The organism is Neobacillus mesonae, from assembly GCF_023715155.1.
Classification (GTDB): domain Bacteria; phylum Bacillota; class Bacilli; order Bacillales; family Cytobacillaceae; genus Neobacillus; species Neobacillus mesonae_A.
Genome location: NZ_JAMBNQ010000017.1, coordinates 66,941 through 84,087 on the forward strand (window position 1 = coordinate 66,941; position 17,147 = coordinate 84,087).

General features: G+C 41.1%; 15 protein-coding genes. 7 read left to right on the forward strand and 8 right to left on the reverse strand.

Going from position 1 to position 17,147, the window contains the following annotated elements:
* Nucleotides 1-166: 166 nt before the first annotated feature.
* The 3 genes from M3183_RS14940 to M3183_RS14950 are packed head-to-tail and all read right to left on the reverse strand — an operon-like array spanning nt 167 to nt 2,394.
* Nucleotides 167-928: a tyrosine-protein phosphatase gene (locus M3183_RS14940; RefSeq protein ID WP_251470899.1), complete on the reverse strand. Its 762-nt coding sequence runs from the start codon at nt 926-928 to the stop codon at nt 167-169.
* Between the two features lie 25 nt (nt 929-953).
* The gene (locus tag M3183_RS14945) at nt 954-1,655 is read right to left on the reverse strand and encodes a CpsD/CapB family tyrosine-protein kinase (RefSeq protein WP_251470900.1); all 702 of its coding nucleotides are present in this window, start codon (nt 1,653-1,655) and stop codon (nt 954-956) included.
* Complete coding sequence (locus M3183_RS14950) at nt 1,645-2,394, reverse strand: YveK family protein (protein WP_251470902.1); 750 nt, start codon at nt 2,392-2,394, stop codon at nt 1,645-1,647. The genes M3183_RS14945 and M3183_RS14950 overlap by 11 nt, the downstream gene beginning before the upstream one ends.
* A gap of 210 nt (nt 2,395-2,604) precedes the next feature.
* Between M3183_RS14950 and M3183_RS14955 the strand changes: the two genes are divergently transcribed.
* The 4 genes from M3183_RS14955 (at nt 2,605) to M3183_RS14970 (ending at nt 5,782) form a co-directional block, all read left to right on the forward strand.
* The gene (locus tag M3183_RS14955; RefSeq protein WP_251470904.1) at nt 2,605-3,411 is read left to right on the forward strand and encodes an SGNH/GDSL hydrolase family protein; all 807 of its coding nucleotides are present in this window, start codon (nt 2,605-2,607) and stop codon (nt 3,409-3,411) included.
* 281 nt (nt 3,412-3,692) lie between these two features.
* On the forward strand, nt 3,693-3,863 hold the full coding sequence (locus tag M3183_RS14960) for an acyltransferase (protein WP_251470906.1): 171 nt from the start codon (nt 3,693-3,695) through the stop codon (nt 3,861-3,863).
* 221 nt (nt 3,864-4,084) lie between these two features.
* The gene (locus tag M3183_RS14965; protein WP_251470908.1) at nt 4,085-5,089 is read left to right on the forward strand and encodes a DUF3231 family protein; all 1,005 of its coding nucleotides are present in this window, start codon (nt 4,085-4,087) and stop codon (nt 5,087-5,089) included.
* Nucleotides 5,090-5,425: 336 nt separating this feature from the next.
* Nucleotides 5,426-5,782 (forward strand): hypothetical protein, encoded by a 357-nt coding sequence (locus M3183_RS14970; protein ID WP_251470909.1) that lies wholly within the window; start codon nt 5,426-5,428, stop codon nt 5,780-5,782.
* Between the two features lie 310 nt (nt 5,783-6,092).
* Here the strand turns inward: M3183_RS14970 and M3183_RS14975 are convergent, their stop codons facing one another.
* The 5 genes from M3183_RS14975 to M3183_RS14995 form a co-directional block, all read right to left on the reverse strand.
* Complete coding sequence (locus M3183_RS14975; protein WP_251470911.1) at nt 6,093-7,202, reverse strand: mandelate racemase/muconate lactonizing enzyme family protein; 1,110 nt, start codon at nt 7,200-7,202, stop codon at nt 6,093-6,095.
* Nucleotides 7,199-8,359, reverse strand: a complete 1,161-nt coding sequence (locus tag M3183_RS14980) for a M20 metallopeptidase family protein (protein WP_251470913.1) — start codon at nt 8,357-8,359, stop codon at nt 7,199-7,201. Before M3183_RS14980 ends, M3183_RS14975 begins: the two co-directional genes overlap by 4 nt.
* Nucleotides 8,360-8,380: 21 nt before the next feature.
* Complete coding sequence (locus M3183_RS14985; protein ID WP_251470914.1) at nt 8,381-9,799, reverse strand: YfcC family protein; 1,419 nt, start codon at nt 9,797-9,799, stop codon at nt 8,381-8,383.
* Nucleotides 9,800-10,023: 224 nt separating this feature from the next.
* Entirely contained in the window at nt 10,024-11,310 is a 1,287-nt protein-coding gene (locus M3183_RS14990) for a hypothetical protein (RefSeq protein ID WP_251470916.1), read from the reverse strand.
* A 546-nt stretch (nt 11,311-11,856) separates the two neighbouring features.
* On the reverse strand, nt 11,857-14,049 hold the full coding sequence (locus M3183_RS14995; RefSeq protein ID WP_251470917.1) for a methyl-accepting chemotaxis protein: 2,193 nt from the start codon (nt 14,047-14,049) through the stop codon (nt 11,857-11,859).
* Between the two features lie 777 nt (nt 14,050-14,826).
* Between M3183_RS14995 and M3183_RS15000 the strand changes: the two genes are divergently transcribed.
* The 3 genes from M3183_RS15000 (at nt 14,827) to M3183_RS15010 (ending at nt 17,117) form a co-directional block, all read left to right on the forward strand.
* Nucleotides 14,827-15,027, forward strand: coding sequence for a hypothetical protein (locus M3183_RS15000; protein ID WP_251470918.1), 201 nt, complete (start codon nt 14,827-14,829; stop codon nt 15,025-15,027).
* 311 nt (nt 15,028-15,338) lie between these two features.
* On the forward strand, nt 15,339-16,130 hold the full coding sequence (locus tag M3183_RS15005; protein ID WP_251470919.1) for an ABC transporter ATP-binding protein: 792 nt from the start codon (nt 15,339-15,341) through the stop codon (nt 16,128-16,130).
* Nucleotides 16,131-16,145: 15 nt separating this feature from the next.
* Nucleotides 16,146-17,117, forward strand: coding sequence for an ABC transporter substrate-binding protein (locus M3183_RS15010; protein ID WP_251470920.1), 972 nt, complete (start codon nt 16,146-16,148; stop codon nt 17,115-17,117).
* Nucleotides 17,118-17,147: the final 30 nt, after the last annotated feature.

Genomic DNA, 17,147 nt, shown 5'->3' on the forward strand with positions numbered 1-17,147 from the left:
TTTATTTTTTATTTTTTATTTATTATTTATAGGGCATCTACCCCACCCTCAGATCACTCCATCGAGGATGTGCGTCTAAGGTTCATCTTAAACCTACAGTATGACCAAGTACCTCCATTATAAACGGACAGGTAACCTACCTGATCAGGTTTTGATACTCCGTAGGTTAAAAGAATAGGAACCTCTTTTTCTTTTTAATCCTTTCTGGTATTTCCTTCATTATATTTTTGTTTTTCACAAGGAGTTCTGCATTTTCCTTAAACATATATACATAATCCATGCCGTATTCTGATTCTATCAAATCCATTGCTTCCACCATCTTGAAAGCCCGATTTACCACATTATGTGCATCCGAAGCAATAAAATGAGTTAAGTTTGCTTCGATTAACTGTTCTGAAAAGGTTTGAATTTTCTTTCCAAAATAACCGCAAAGACTAGAAGCAGTAACTTGAGTTAGTGCCCCCTTTTCTATCAGATTATACAACACGTCGGGGTGTTCCATTAATTCCGAATTCCGTTCAGGATGAACAATCACAGGTGTAAGACCTTTTACTTGTATATCGAATAATAGTTTTTCAGAGTACCTTGGAACATGGTTGGATGGAAATTCAATGAATACATAACGTGAGCAATTTAAGGTTTGAATTTCATCTTTCTCATAATCTTCAATTATTTCACCATATATTCTTGGCTCCTGACCGGGGAAGATTTTAACTCCGACGCCCTCCTTTTCAAGAACAAGATTTAGAGCATCCACTTTCTCCAGAATAGATTGTTTCCGGTTATTATATTGATGGTTTAAATGGGGAGTAGCAATAATTATATCAATGCCTTCTTTAGCTGCCTGTTTTGCCATTGTTATACTATCTTCCATGCTCTGAGCACCATCATCGATACCAGGTAAGATATGACAATGAATATCAATCATTACTACCACTCCCTAACTTGTTTACTTAATTTGTTCCGTAATAATAGTACTGCTGGCTAGTTTTCATTTTCTTATTATTCAATACAACTCCTAAGAGTTTTCCCTGTGCTGTCTCAAGTAAATCTTTTGCCTTTACTGCCAATTCCTTCTCTGTTTTTCCACTTGAAACCACTAAAATAGTTGCCTCACATTTATTTGCAAGAAGTTGTGAATCTGTTACTGCTAATAGCGGCGGAGCATCAAAAATGATTAAATCAAAAATAGTTTGTGCCTCTTCAAAAAATTGCTCCATGGCTTTTGAGCTAATTAACTCAGCCGGATTTGGCGGAATCGGTCCGCTTGTAAGTACATAAAGGTTTTTCTCAGTTGGTTCATTTACTGCTTTGATTAAGGAGATTTGCCCTGTTAGAACATTGGTGAGTCCAAAAGTATTTGTTTGATTAAATGTATAATGAACGGTTGGCTTTCTTAAGTCTGCATCTACCAACAATACTTTTTTACCTTGCTGAGCAAAAACTACAGCTAAGTTGGCTACAGTTGTTGATTTCCCTTCTCCTGGTCCCGCGGAAGTTACCATCAAAGTTTTGAGTTCACTGTCTACATTTGAAAATTGAATATTAGTTCTTATAGTTCGATATTGCTCAGAAATTGGCGATCTTGAATTCCTTAGGGTAATCAATGTCCTACCATTATTTAATGTCTTTTTCTTATCCTTTTTAAGAGCCAAGTGTCTCACCTCTTAATCTCGTATTCCTATCCTGAAGATTTTTCCCAACTGTTTTGACATCAGACTCATCCATCTTAGGAATAGTACCCAGAACTGGTATGCCAAGAATATTTTCAATTTCTTGTTCATTTTTTATTGTATTATCAAAGTATTCTAGCAAGAAAGCTACCCCTACACCTACCAAAAAGCCAACTACTGCGGCTATTGCAATGTTTAATAATGGTTTTGGTTTAATTGGGGATGGGTTCTCTCCAACTTCCGCGTTTGCAAGAATACTAACATTATCAACCTTCATTATTTTAGAAATTTGTTTTTGGAAGACCTCTGCTGTCTTATTGGCAATCTTAGCTGCCATTGTGGCGCTTGAATCTTGTACTGACAAGTTTACAACCTGCGAATCTTTCTCATTAGCAACTGTAACTTTTTCATTCAGTTCACTTACTGTTAGGTCTAAATTTAAATCTTTAATGACTATTTCTAGAATAGCCGGGCTTTTGATAATTACATTATAGGTATTAATTAATTGAAGGTTAGTTTGAACATCACTAATCTGATATGAAGCTTGTTCATCCTTGGATTTATTGACAAGCAATTGTGTGGATGCTTGATATATTGGTGTTAAGAAAAAGTAACTGATAACACCGCTGACTAGGATGGCAATGAGGGTGATGCTGACTATTAATCTAAATCGTTTGCGCAGTGTTTCCAACAACTCTTTTAAGCTGATCGTCTCTTCCATGTGGTCCTCCCTAAATTTATCCAATATAGAACAAAGTGTATTATAGCACAAATTACTATGATTCGACATAATTTCTAGTTTTTTTCCTTCGCCTGAACTTATTTTACACTGTTTTGTAATTTTTTGTAGTATAAATTTAAAATTGGAAGTAATTTTCAAGTCGAATCTGATATAATGAAATAGCACTTTATAATGGGGGTACATTACTTAATGAAGAATTTTCTCACCTTGTTATTAGGAATCATTTGTATAGCCGTTCTATTTTTCGGCCATTCTTATTGGAATAAACAAATATCAGCATCCGCAACTAATAAAGCTTCCACTGCTATTAAAAAGGAGGAAACAACTACGGCAAATAATCAGCCATCAGCTGATGATACTGAATTGCTTGCCTACACGAAGAATTGGCCTGATAGTGCTGTTGATCGTTTTAAGACTACTCTAGCCGAGAAGAAAACTTTTAAGATTCTTTTTCTTGGATCAAAAGCAATTGGCTCTGATACAGATGGAGTCTTTCCAATTGTGAAGGAAAAGCTTGAAGATAAGTTTGGTTCAGATCATGTGGAAGTTACATACAAAACGTACAAATCTTCTTCTACTCAGTTCGTCAATGCTGACAAGCAGGAAGACATTGCCAAACTTGGAGCCGATTTGATTATTTTTGAACCATTTATTTTAACAAACAATGGTCTTGTTTTGGTGGAGGATACGTTCAAGGATATTGCGACGATTATGGATGACATTCAAGCTAAAAAGTCTGAAACATCTTTTATCTTGCAGCCATCCTATCCCATTTATCCTGCCAAGATCTATCCAAGTCAGGTGGAGCAGTTAAAGCAGTTTGCTAAGAAAAATGACATCACTTATATGGATCACTGGACTGCATGGCCAGACTCACAGGATCCTGCTTTAAAAGAATACTTAACCACTGACCAAAGTGCTCCTAGTGAAAAAGGTGTTAAAGTATGGAGCGATTATATTGTGAACTTTTTGCTTAATGAAGGCGAATCCGAATAAAGGGTTCGCTTTTTTATTTGGTTTGGCTTTTTATTGCCGGATATGCTGAGGCAATTAGCGATGTCAGCCTGTATATCTGTCGGGATAACGCCTCCTTTCTGTCGCATAAGTTTTCTTACTGTCGTTTAAACTTGTATATCTGGCTGATAATGTTATATCTGTCTTATAGCTCTTCTACCACTTATGTCGAAAACTACTCCTTTATCCGCTTACAAAATTCAACTGCTTTCCCGCAAATCATTTGATAGAGTATCATTAACAACTTTTATGGAGGGACTCATATGTACTTTGAAGTTTTACTTGATGCATTACTAGGCGAGCGCGAAATCCTTCATAGCATGGAATGCCCAGTTTGCGGCTTTGATGAAATTTACTACTGTGATCCCGTTACATTGAAGCAGCTTGGAAGAGCGTGCCAGGGCTGTAATTTTGTTCAGAAGTTTGATTTTTAATATACGGGCCATCATAAATGATACCGTTTTCTTCTATTATAATAGTGCCCCGTTAGCACCTCAATCATTCCAATCAGCAGGGTTTATAGTAACGAAGTACCTAAGTCTGGCTGAACGCCTGGCTTTTTTTCTTGAGCTGCGATTCTTTCTTCCGTTTTATAATAGAGAATCCTTGAAATGGAAATAGTATACACAAATGCTTATTAAAGGAGACTGCCCAAATGGAAGATAAGACAAAGATTCGGTTAACCGCCGCGGAGATATCTACCTTGTGGACTCAATATCTGAACGATACACTGGCTGTTTGTATGAACCGTTATTTTTTAGAAAAGGTGGAAGATGAGGAGATACGTCCCATTATAGAATGGACGCTGAATACTGCCAAAGAAAATATTGCTCTCATGGAGGCCATTTTTCAAAAGGAGGATTTCCCTATCCCCGTTGGATTTACAGAACAGGATGTGAATGCGGAAGCCCCCAAGCTGTTTTCCGATACCTTTAAGTTAATGTATTTGCGGCATATGTCGATTCTTGCCATCGCAGCGAATGGAGCTGCTATTAGTTTAGCGACACGGCCGGATGTGGTTGCTTTTCATAAGCGCGTTTTGGGTAAAGGGGTGGAATTACAGGATAAAACGCGCGAATGTATGTTAACCCAAGGGACTTATGTAAGACCCCCTTTCCTCACGATTCCCGATAAAGTGGATTTTGTTGAAAAGCAGCATTTTTTAGCCGGCTTCTTTGGCAAAAAAAGATCTATTACATCCATTGAAGTCACCCATTTATTTTTAAACATTCAAGCCAATGCCGTTGGCAAAGCTTTAATCACAGGATTTGCACAAATTGCCCAAAAAGAGGATGTAAAGAAATTTCTGATGCGCGGAAAAGATCTTTCCGAAAAGTATGTGGAAACGTTCAGCAATATTCTGCTTGACGAGGACCTGCCTGTGCCAATGAGCTGGGATTCCGCCATTCTGGATACAACTGCCCCTGTTTTCTCAGATAAACTGATTATGTATCATGTGTCTGCTATGATCGCGGCGGGAATCGGCAACTTTGGCATGGCTATTGCTGCCAGTCAACGGCGCGATATCGGTGCGGTCTATGCCTCTCAAATTCCGGAAATCACCCTTTATGCGGAAGACGGAGCGAATGTGATGATCAAACACGGGTGGCTGGAGGAACCCCCACAGGCAGATGACCGGGATGAATTAGTGGGGAAGTAAGGGCAGGATGATAAGAATGGTGGAGGAAAAGCAAGGTTGCCGATCTTCGTTTTTTCTGTTCATAGAATGTTCAAACAAATCCATCACTAAAAGTTGTAAAATAGGTATACACCAATATAATGCGATGTGATGGTACCTTTTGAAATTTTTTCTCCTCCGTCTATTCCTCTAGTTGCCATCAAATTTTTCCAGACCTCATGATTTCCTCAAAAGAATAACTCTCTATGGTAAAATGAAGTAAATATTATAAATTGAAGTACAGCCTGTATTTAAACCTAACTTTCTTTAAATCGCATATAGGATTGGTTAAAAGTTTTTAAAAGGAGTGGTTAATGAATGGACCAAAATGAAATGTTTCAACAGATTTTACAAGAAGTTAGGGAATCTAATAAGAAAGTTATGAATGAGATAAACCAGGTTAAAGAAAAAGTTGAAGGTCTGGAAGAAAGGATTGTTGGACTTGAAAATGGGGTTGTTGGTCTGGAAAAGAGATTTGATGGACTAGAAAAAAGATTTGATGGGCTTGAAGATAAATTTGATCGTCTCGAGAGCAAAGTAGATCGAATAGAAAAAACAGTAAATTCCCATACTGAAATATTAAAATCGTTTAAATTTGATGTTGATTATTTAGCCGAAAAGCAGGCTAAAACCGATATGCGAGTGAATCGGATTGAACAGTTACTAAAATCTTAGGGAAATAGGTATCCAAACAATATAGTGGAGGTTTACTGTATGAGTAGTTTTTACAGTAAACCTTTTTATTTTGTTCAGACCTTGATCATTACTTATAAGATATATAATAAATTTACAACTCGCAGATAAGTTCCTTTAACCCGCAGATATATTGTTCAATTTCCAAATTAGATGGCTGCTGGGGTAACTAAAAGTGCCTAATGATGTTATTTTGAGCTGCTCGACTGCCTTTAATTGAGGTCTTTATCTTTAATCGGAGCTGTTCATCTTACAAGGGCGCCGGCTTCTTCATTCCCGGCGCCCTTGGCTATTACTTTATTTCCATTTTCCTGCAGGTAATTTCTTCTAATGCATCCTTATCAATCTCAATTCCCAGTCCAGGCTTATCCGAAAGGGCAATAGCATTTTTCGTAAATGGCAATTGAGCGATATCCTTCGAGAACATCAAAGGTCCGACCAGTTCATGACTTTGAATAGCTTTCTTCGCTGTTGTTAAATGCAGTCCTGCTGCAGTGGCAATCGAGGATTCTACCATTGAGCCGACTTGGCAGGTGATGCCGGCCATTTCTGCGATATGGACCAGCTGACTTCCGCGGTACAGTCCGCCGCATTTCATCAATTTAATATTGATTTTGTCAGCAGCTTTTTTCGCGATGACCTCCCGCATTTCTTTTAAACTGTGAAGTCCTTCGTCAATCATGATTGGGATTGTTGTTTTTGCTCTTACCTCTGCTAGAGCATCAATATCATGGGCCACTACAGGCTGTTCCATCCAGTCAATCCCGCAATCCTCTATTTTTCGAATAACCGAAAGCGCCTCTGATACCGTCTGCCAGCCTTGATTGGCATCGACGCGGATCGGGAAATCTGGTCCGACTGCTGAACGGACGGCATGGATCCGCTCCACATCTTTTTTGGCATCCGTTCCTACCTTCAGTTTAATCGAGGAATACCCCTCTTCTTTCGCTGCCTTTGCCTGCTGTGCCATGACTTCCGGCTCTAAAATGCTTAACACCTTTGGCACGTCCAGCTGGTTATGGAATCTGCCGCCCAATAAATAGTAGACAGGCAGTTCTGCTTTTTTTCCCATTAAATCATAACAGGCAATATCCACCGCTGCTTTGGCGGAGGGATTCTCATACAGCAGCTTATCCATTTTTTCATGAATGGCTTCTATGTTGAACGGGTCCTCGCCAATGACAGCCGGTATTAAAAATTCCGTTAATACCGCGATCACACCGTCAAAGGTCTCGCCTGTTACATGCTCATCAGGTGTAGCCTCCCCGTACCCGGTGATACCTTCATCCGTGTGCAATTCGAGAATGACCGACGGCATATCTTTATAGGTATGATAGCTGATAATGAACGGTTCAATAAAAGGAAGTCGAATTCCGTAAACCGTAGCAGATGTTATTTTCAAGACGCTTCCCCCTTATGTAAAAAATCGATTACGGCTCCCGACAGCAATTTAACCGCCGGCACCAGCATGCTTTCATCAATATCAAACTTTGGATGGTGATGGCCGTATGGAACGTCTTCTTTCCCCACCCCGATAAAGGTATACATCCCTGGAATGCAGTTTGTATAATAGGAAAAATCCTCACTGCCAAGCTGTGGTTTAATTTCAATCACCTTGTCCTCACCAAACAGGTCTGCTGCTTTTCCCTTCATTAATACATATAGTTCCGCATCGTTGACCACAGCTGAATCCCCGTATGTATAGTTCAATTCATATTTCGCATTGTAAGAAATGCAGAGTCCGTGCAAAATGTCATCCAGACGTTTATGAATCTGTTTCGAAACCTCTGGGCTGAATTGCCGGACCGTTCCGGATAATGTCGCACTGTCTGGGATGACATTATAGGTGGTGCCTGATTTCAGTTCGCCGATACTGACAACTGCCTGTTCCAGCGGATGCAGTGACCGGCTGATAATTGTATGAATCTGCACGATCGCAAGGGACGCAATTAAGGTTGGGTCCACCGTTTCATTTGGCATTGAACCATGGCCGCCTTTTCCGAAAATGCGGATGGTGAACTTATCCGCCCCGGCCATGACCGGTCCTTTCCTGACGCCAATGGTTCCTAGCGGGAGCGGCTGCCAGAGGTGACATCCGAAAATAGCATCTACTCCCTCCAGTCCCCCATTCGCTACAATTTCATTGGCACCGCCAGGAACGGTTTCCTCTGCATGCTGGAAAATAAACCGGATGGTCCCTTTCAGTTCATGCTGGCGTTCTTTGAAAAATTGAACCAGCCCGAGCAAAATGGCCATATGACCGTCATGACCGCAGGCATGCATCGTCCCTTTATTTTTTGAAGCAAACGGAAGTCCCGTTTCTTCTTCCACTGGCAGTGCATCCATATCGGCCCGGATGGCTGCCATTTTTCCAGGGTTGGCTCCTTTAAGGTCGACGACCACATCTTTTCCCGTAAATGAAAATGGCTTTAATCCGAGTGATTCCAGTTCCCTTTTGATAAATTCCCTTGTCTTTACCTCTTCATGAGAAATCTCCGGATATTGATGGAAATGGCGGCGGTAACTGACCATTTTTTCCTCTAGATTTGACCAATCCATTGTTTTTCCCCTCCCTTTTCATCAATGGAAACCGATCAAATGGGCAATGGTTACAAAAACTGCACCTAGAGCATAGTGAATGACAATGAGCGGCCAAATCCATTTGACCCATTTTGTCCAGGAGATTCCCGCCAGTGCTAACCCTGCCATGAAGTAACCAGATGTCGGTGTGAAGACATTGGAAATCCCGTCTCCAAATTGGAACGCTAAGACAGCCGTTTGTCTTGAGACGCCCACCAAATCTGACAGCGGCGCCATAATCGGCATCGTTAAAGCAGCCTGGCCGCTTCCAGATGGAACAATATAGTTAATCATACATTGGACAATGTACATACCAAGAGCTGCTAACTGGGATGGCAATGACCCGACGGCACCGGCGAGGCCATGAAGAATCGTATCCATCACCTTGCCCTCTTGAAGAACGGTTAAAATTCCGTAGGCAACGCCGACAACGAGCGCCCCTAAGACAAGGACCGAACAGCCATTAATAAAGGCTTCTGCCATTTGGCTGAATGACATTTTGGAAACCAAGCCGATGGCAATTCCCATAATAATGAACAAACCTGAAATCTCTGGCAGGTACCAGCCAAACTTTATAACCCCAATGGCCAGTGTAATCAGTGCCAAAAGAAGAATAGTAAACGATGCTTTATGGGAGCGGGTAAATTCCACTTTTTCCTGTGTTCCTAAATTGCTCAGTACGGCTTTGCTTTCTTCATGGACAAGACTGCGTTCCGGGTTGGCTTTTATTTTTTTCGCATAGCGCATCACATACCAAATGCTGATGGCTAAAAAGATGGCCCAGAAGATAATCCGCAATTGCAGGCCTGAGAAAATCGGCAGCTCGGCAATTCCTTGCGCCACTCCGACAGTAAAAGGATTCATGAAGGCTGCGGTAAACCCGGCTGATGTTCCGAGGAGCACAATGGCCGCCCCTACCATCGAGTCAAATCCAAGCATAATCACTAATGGCACGATAATCGTGATGTATGGAATCGTTTCTTCAGCAAGACCCAGCATGGCACCGCCAAGAGCAAAGAACGTCATTAGAACCGGGATCAGAAAATGCTCTTTCCCCTCCAGCTTGTGGGAGATGGTATGCACCGCCCCTTCAATTGCACCGGTCGCCCTAAGAATGCCAAATGTTCCGCCGACGATAAAAATATAAAAAATAATGCTGGCGGATGAGACCATTCCTTTATGAATAGATTCAAAGATAGCTAGAAAAGAAGTAGGGGAACTGTCGACAACATGATAGCTGCCATCCACTACAATGGTCCGCCCATCCTGTTCCACCCGGTCATACTCCCCCGCAGGAATAAAATAAGTGCTGATTGCGGCAATAATAATAACGGCAAATAAAATGACAAATACATGCGGGACTTTCCACTTTTTCCGTTGCGGAACTCCTGTGGTTACAGTATCTAAATTGGATGACATGTGGTTCTCTCCTTTTTGAGTAGTTTTTTGTGTGGGTGTGTCGGTAATGTGTCGGTTTTAGTGGTTGGACTCCTTTCTCTTTTGTCATAATGTGTCGTAATTTTAGAATTTTAAAATAATTATAAGTATACTCATATTGGCTGTCAATATAAAGTTTTCTTCATCAGCAGGGGTCATACCGCTAGTTAATGCAGCCTAAAAAAATAGCTCCCGCCATCTGGGAGCTATTTTAATTGAAACGTATAAATGGACCGCGGCCTTCCATGTTCGTATAACTGTTCCTCGCCGATTTTTACAACAAGGTGTTGATCAATCAGCTTTTTCAACAGCCTTTCCGCCGAACGTCGGGTCACGGCAAAATTCTCTGCCAAATCTTCTGTTGTAAACTGGTTCATAGGGAGGCTGTTGACGAACGAGGCAAACTGATTGAACTTCGCCACACTGATTCCCACCTTTTTCGCCAGTTCTTGAACCTTTTTATCATAACTGTTTAACCGGTATTCTTTGTTCTCTTTCTCCCCCAGCGGACCAATGATGGTTTCGTTATCCGTGACAATGAAGGCAATATTTTGGCTCGCGTACTTTTCCGTCCTTGATAACGCCACCTTGGCATTGCGCTTCGCTTCTTTGGAAGTAAGCCCCAATCCGATGCCCAGCTTGAGTTTCTTTTTCAAAAAATGCTGGCGGGGGAACAGCTGGAAATGATGGGTCGCTTTCTCGACTTTTCCCCTCGTGCTGTAAAAAATAAATAGCCCGTCATCAAGATATTGGGCGGAACATTCAAATTCCGCGTCAAAATAAGCGATCACTTCCTGGATCAGGTTGTCTGTCAGGTTCTCTGATTCTAGTAAAATATAACCCACCGCCATCTGGGACTGCTTGGCTTGATAGATTTTGGCCTGGACAACCGCCTCTTCAATGGATTCTACGATATTCTTCTTCGGGTCCACCATTTTCCTGCAGGGAATCCCTCTTGCCTTTAAGGCATCATATACTGCATGAATACTAGTTAAGGTGATATCCACTTTTTCTTCCAAATACAGTTTCTCATGATGGGTTACAATCTTGCTGGTGGAAAAGTGGGACAGTTCTTTGTTGAAAATTAAGGGATAATCAATGATGGATACATGCTCTGGATTCAGGTTAAGGTCATTCAAGCATTGCAAGAGGATCGACCGGTCCGGCAAATCAATCGAAATCCGCTCAAGCGGCACCCCCTCATGATACAGCAGCTGGAAAAGGGAAATCGTCAGCATGTATTCATTAATCGGCATATAGAGACAGGGCTTTTTATAGGCATCTAATGAGCTTTGTGCGTGTGCGAAATAATAGGGAAGCAGTCCGGAAAAAAGCATGACATCACAATAGAAAGCCTGGTCGAGATGATCGACGACCTCTTCCGGTTTCTTATAAATGAAGGGAATCAGCAAAATATCCGGCATGTCTTTCGTATACTCCTGTGCCTGCTCTACTATCGCTTGTGGCCCAAAAAAAGCAATCTGTGTCGGCATCGGTCTATCCTCCTTTTGTGTGGGATTTGGTTGATTCTTATTCTACCGTGTTTGTGGAGGGAAAACCAATAGGGAGATTTTATTCAAGTTGCAGATCTATTTTGGGAAATTGCAGATATAATTGAAAAATCGCAGATATATTGGGGCAACTCGCAGATATATTTGAGAGTCTCAGATATATGGGGCAAAGTCGCAGATATATTTGAAAAGTCGCAGATATATGGGGCAAAGTCGCAGATATAATTGAAAAGTCGCAGATAAATTGCCTCAACCCGCAGATATTTCTGTTTTTAGATGGCTTGGGAGCTGCAGAGGGGTGATAAAGCTCGGTTATCTGCCTCTGTTTGCTATTTTTTAATTCAGAGTGCCAATAGAGTTCGGCTATCTACCCTCTTTTGGCTATTTTTTCAATTCAAAAGGCTGATAGAATTCAGTTATCTGCCTTCTGTTTGCCATTTTTTCAATTTAGAAGGCTGATAGAGCTCAGCCTTCTGCCCTCTGTACCAGTTTTTCCTCCTCAAACACAGATAAAGCCGCCCTGCCCTATTACTTTATTTTTTCAATCTGTGCATTTACCTTTGCCACCGCATTTACTACTTCTTCTGCCTCTGTGCTTTGGATTTCCATACTCTGATTGAGTCCTTCTGTTTGTTTCAGGACATTTTCTACCTCGAGTTTGATGTCCTGTCCATATTTAGCCTGGTCATTGGTTTCAATCATGATTTGTTGAATCATTTTCTTCATGTTGTTAATATTTAAAACAATTTCTTCGGAGGTGAGTGCCTGTTCCCTGGTTGCTGCTTTCATGGTGAGCGATTGGTCGGTGACCTGTTTGACCACATCGATAATGGAGGAGCTGCCACTCGCCTGTTCAGCCGCTGCCATGGTAATTTGTTGAATCATCTCTTTGATTTGCGTGATTCCTTTAAAAATCTCACCCGCTGTAATGGATTGCTCTTTTGCTGAATGCTTTAAAACCGCAGCTTGACTGGATACATTTTCAACGGATTTCGAGAAAAATTCACTGCTTTTCGTTTGTTCCTCCGCCGCCTTGGCCACCTGCTCTATTTCATCTGATACTCTTTCGATTCCATTTGTAATTTTGTGTATGGCCGTATTCGTTTTTCCAACCAGTTCGTTCCCGACACGCACTTTTAAGGCACCGTCTTCAATAGAGTTAACAGCCGTTTCAATTTCAGACTGGATTTTCTCGATGACATCCGTGATTTCTTGTGTGGCTTTTACAGAACGCTCTGCTAGTTTTCTCACTTCATCTGCGACAACGGCGAATCCTTTTCCATGTTCACCAGCATGTGCCGCTTCGATTGCAGCATTAAGGGCTAAAAGGTTCGTTTGTTTGGCGACCTCATCAATTACCTCTATGATGCTGCCAATCTCTTTGGACCGTTTTCCGAGACTATCCATTATATGATTGGCATAGGCAATTGTCTGGGAGATTTCCTTCATGCCGTTCACGGTTTCGTTTAAGGAGTTTGCCCCTTCGAACGCATCTGCCTTTACAGAATTGCTCAATTGGTTAATCGTCTGTGTACTGTCGGCAACCTGCTTAATCGAGGTAACCATTTCTCCCACTGTGACCTCAGCTTCGCCAGCCAAATTGGTAAGCCCATTGGCCTGTTCACTTACTTGCTTAATCGATGTACTCATTTCCTCAATCGCAGCCGATATTTGTTCCACACTTGCACTCGAGTCCTCTGCATTTGCCGCTGCCTGTTCGATGGATGCTGTCATTTGCTGGATTGATGCCGCCGCTATTTCGGCCGAAACATCCAGTTTGTCTGCACCTGTTGCCACCAAGGCGATGGACGTGCTCATCTCTTCCACCGCTGCAGAGATTTCATCCACATCAGATGCCGTTTGATTGGTTTTGTCGGCAACTGATTGAATCGACGCCACCATATCACTTACCGATTTATGAGCCGTATTCATGGAATGGTCTAAGCTTCCTGAACTATGTACATTTTGGTCTATCGCCTTCTTGATTTCCAAAATTGAATGGGTGGTCGTGTTCACATTTTTGGCGACCCCTTCAACTGCTTTTCTAATCATTTTTGTAATGAAAAATCCCACAAGGATACTAAATAGTGTGACAAGCAGAGAGACAAGGACCATTTGCTGGATGGTACGGGAAGAATGATTCTCTGACTCCTTGATAATAGTTTGACTGTCTTTTTGAATGCCGCTTTGAAGCTGATTTAAGGTGGTGATGGTATTTTCCCTAAGCGGGTTCAATACATCCATTTGTTTTTTTATGGCTTCATTATTCCCGGTGATTGAATTGGCCACAAACTTTGGAATGGCATCAGAGTATTGATTAAAATTATTCTTAAAGTTCGCAATCAACTTTTGATCTGCTTGACTGGAAGGGTATTTTCCCATTTGCGCTATATCTGCTTTGACTTTTCGAATCTCCCCGCGTAAATTGGAGGCTATTTTCGACTTATTGTCTGTCTCCAGCTCACTTGCATGCTGGGTAACTAACATACTGACATTGCTGACCTCTTCTTTTAAGTTCGCGATTACCTCAAGTTTCGGCAGTTTATCATTTCCAATATTATGTATTTGATCATTCAGCTGTTTATTATTTTGATAAGCAGCCAGCGTACTGAAAGTAAATAATAGAATAATAATGAAGTAACTTCCCCATAATTTCATCCCCATAGAGGTTCTGATTGAACGAAACGGCCATTTTAGATGTATTTTTCTTAACCTGAACATACAGATCCCTTTCCCTTACTATTTTTAGGAATAATATACACCTTTTGGCCTATCACTCTTTCCTTCTATCAAAAACTTTACAAAGTATTTACAAAAACTCAATATTACTGGGGGACTTTTGATTTATTAGTCAAAATGAATCAAATTGTTGGAGTTGCAGATATATTGGTTGAAATCGCAGATATATATGACAAAGTTGCAGATAAATCACCCAAAATCGCAGATATATTGCCTTAACCCGCAGATATAACGTAGGATTACTTGAATATTGATATCTAGAACCACTCTTACTTACCGAAATTGGGGAAATCTATCCATTTCGGGCAAGTAGACTCCTTCTAGATGACCGAATTGCTTTTCAACCCATCCGTTCGGGCAGCTAGACCTGTTCTAAATGACCGTATTCCCTTTCGACACATCCATTCGGGCAGCTAGACCTGTTCTAAATGACCCTATTCCCTTTCGACACATCCATTCGGGCAGCTAGACCCATTCTATGTGACCGAATTCCCTTTCTACCCCATCGTTCGGGCAGCTAGACCCGTTCTAAGTGACCGTATTCCCTTTCAACTCACCCATTCGGGCAGCTAGACTCCTTCTAAGTGACCGTATTCCCTTTCGACACACCCGTTCGGGCAGCTAGGCCTGTTCCCATTAACCGAAAAGGTATATTTTTTGTCCTTCCGATGACTTCGCTTATTAAAAAGTTCCAAATCTTTTACTCTAGTTTAACCAAACATTGTAAAATAGATATATAAACCATAAAGGGGGATGCTGATGAAGGATTTCCATTGCTGTGCGACATGCCGGCATTTTCGTGCGGAGAAGAAACCAGAGGGCATGAGTTATTTTTGCAGCCGGCTGGGGTATGAAACGAAGACCAACTATAAATTTAATTGCTGGAGTCCTAAGGAGCAGGTGGTTAAGTTAATGAATCAGGAGAACACATCCAAAAACAATACACCTTTAAAAGACTGAACCAACTGAAAACTTCTCGGTTCAGTCTTCCCCCTTCTTTCACTGCTTTCCTGAATCCAGCCAAATTCCGGGCACTCTAGCTTAGTTTTCATTCTGGCCGTTTGAGATTAACTGAATGGCATTTAGACAAATGCAACGATTGAATTCGTCCTTCTTTTAGAAGCCTCCATTAAACCTTTAGAAAATTCCTAATTCACTGTTGAAAAAATGAACAAAGTATAATAAAATAACTTACAACCATAAAACATAGTATTCTTATATGAATTATTTTTTTAATAAGGAAAATGTTGAATGAAAAAAGAGGTGTGTAAATGAATAGTCAAAATCCTCAGATGATCCAAGTTGAAAAATTGTATAAAAGTTTTCCTAATAAGAAACAGACCGTTGAAGTGTTAGGAGATATTTCATTTACGATTCATCAAGGGGAAATCATCTCCCTATTAGGAGAGAGCGGCTGTGGTAAAAGTACGTTATTAAATATTATTGCTGGGTTTGAAAAGGCTGACAGCGGCAGCGTGTTACTCGATGGCAAACCGGTTGAAAAGCCGACTCGAAAATGTATTATGCTTTTTCAAAATTATGGCCTCCTGCCTTGGCGGTCTGTTCTTAAAAATGTGGAATTAGGCCTGGAGGAAGTAAAGCTTCCTGCTGCTGAAAAGAAGGAAAAGGCCTTACACTATATACAATTGGTTGGATTAGAAGGAAAGGAAAACCTTTTTCCACATGAACTTTCAGGTGGAATGCAGCAGAGAGTGGGTATTGCCAGGGCACTCGCGATGGAACCGGAGCTCATTTTAATGGACGAGCCATTTGCGGCTCTGGATACGTTTAATCGCTATCATTTACAGAATGAACTCCTTCGCATCCAGGAGCAGGAAAAGACCACCATGATGTTAGTCACCCATGATATTGACGAAGCGATTTATTTGTCTGACCGAATTTTTATCATGCATCCCAATCCTGGACGTATCCATAAAGAGTTGAAAATTGCTCTTTCCAAGCCGAGGGACCGGAGCCATAGTGATTTTCAATATTACCGCAGTATCATTTTTAAAGAATTTCATTTTAACCGTGCAGACGCACCACTAGAATTTAATATTTAATAGAGGAGAATGATGATGAAAAAGATGTTGAAGTCGGGGATTTCTTTCGTTCTAACAGCCGTCTTATTATTTACTCTGGCTGCCTGCGGATCAAGTGATGCTGCTTCCGGCAAGACCAAAGACGGGAAAAGGACGATTAAGATTGGGTATTTACCGATTACCCATGCCGTTCCATTATATATTGAAAAGGAACAGGAAAAATATAAAGATTTCAATTTAGAACTTGTCAAATTTGGTTCATGGCCTGAGCTGGCCGATGCCTTGAATACGGGCAAAATTGATGGAGCATCGATGCTGGTTACCTTGGCGATGAAGGCGAAAGAACAAGGTATTGACTTAAAAGCAGTAGCACTAGGACACCGGGACGGGAATGTCCTTGTTGTAGGGAAAGATATTGATAGTGTCAAAGACTTAAAAGGGAAACGCTTTGCCATCCCGCACAAATTCTCCACCCATAATATTTTGCTTTATCAAATGCTTAAGCAAAATGGACTTAAATACGATGACATCACCCCAGTTGAGATGCCGCCGGCTGAAATGCCAGCAGCCTTATCAGAAGGGAGAATTGCTGGATATGTGGTTGCTGAACCTTTTGGAGCCGCTTCTGTCGCGATTGATAAAGGAAAAGTCCTTTTCCAGGACAAAGATGTTTGGAAAAACTCCATTGACTGTGCTTTAGTATTGCGCGGTGAGTTCATCGAAAAAGAGAAATCAATCGCGGAAAAGTTTGTCGATTATTATGTAAAAGCTGGGGAAACAGCTGAATTAAAGGATAAAGCTATGCGTGAAATGTCATCCAAATACATGAAAGTGGATCCAAAAGTCTTGGATTTATCTCTTCAATGGATTGGTTACGATGATTTAAAAATTCACGAAAAAGACTACAATGACTTAACCAAAAGCCTTGTAGAGATGAAATTACTAGAAAATCCTCCATCCTATAAAGATTTTGTCGATTCTTCTCTTATTGATAAAGCCAATCCATAATCTATGGATTGGGCTTTCTATGAATCTCTA

Bases quoted from the DNA above. Each gene is read 5' to 3' on its own strand.
- M3183_RS14960 (WP_251470906.1), top strand. From the start codon at position 3,693: ATGTACTTTGAAGTTTTACTTGATGCATTACTAGGCGAGCGCGAAATC.
- M3183_RS14980 (WP_251470913.1), bottom strand. From the start codon at position 8,359: ATGGATTGGTCAAATCTAGAGGAAAAAATGGTCAGTTACCGCCGCCAT.
- M3183_RS14970 (WP_251470909.1), top strand. From the start codon at position 5,426: ATGGACCAAAATGAAATGTTTCAACAGATTTTACAAGAAGTTAGGGAA.
- M3183_RS14990 (WP_251470916.1), bottom strand. From the start codon at position 11,310: ATGCCGACACAGATTGCTTTTTTTGGGCCACAAGCGATAGTAGAGCAG.
- M3183_RS14995 (WP_251470917.1), bottom strand. From the start codon at position 14,049: ATGTTCAGGTTAAGAAAAATACATCTAAAATGGCCGTTTCGTTCAATC.
- M3183_RS15010 (WP_251470920.1), top strand. From the start codon at position 16,146: ATGAAAAAGATGTTGAAGTCGGGGATTTCTTTCGTTCTAACAGCCGTC.
- M3183_RS14985 (WP_251470914.1), bottom strand. From the start codon at position 9,799: ATGTCATCCAATTTAGATACTGTAACCACAGGAGTTCCGCAACGGAAA.
- M3183_RS14940 (WP_251470899.1), bottom strand. From the start codon at position 928: ATGATTGATATTCATTGTCATATCTTACCTGGTATCGATGATGGTGCT.
- M3183_RS14950 (WP_251470902.1), bottom strand. From the start codon at position 2,394: ATGGAAGAGACGATCAGCTTAAAAGAGTTGTTGGAAACACTGCGCAAA.
- M3183_RS15005 (WP_251470919.1), top strand. From the start codon at position 15,339: ATGAATAGTCAAAATCCTCAGATGATCCAAGTTGAAAAATTGTATAAA.
- M3183_RS15000 (WP_251470918.1), top strand. From the start codon at position 14,827: ATGAAGGATTTCCATTGCTGTGCGACATGCCGGCATTTTCGTGCGGAG.
- M3183_RS14955 (WP_251470904.1), top strand. From the start codon at position 2,605: ATGAAGAATTTTCTCACCTTGTTATTAGGAATCATTTGTATAGCCGTT.
- M3183_RS14965 (WP_251470908.1), top strand. From the start codon at position 4,085: ATGGAAGATAAGACAAAGATTCGGTTAACCGCCGCGGAGATATCTACC.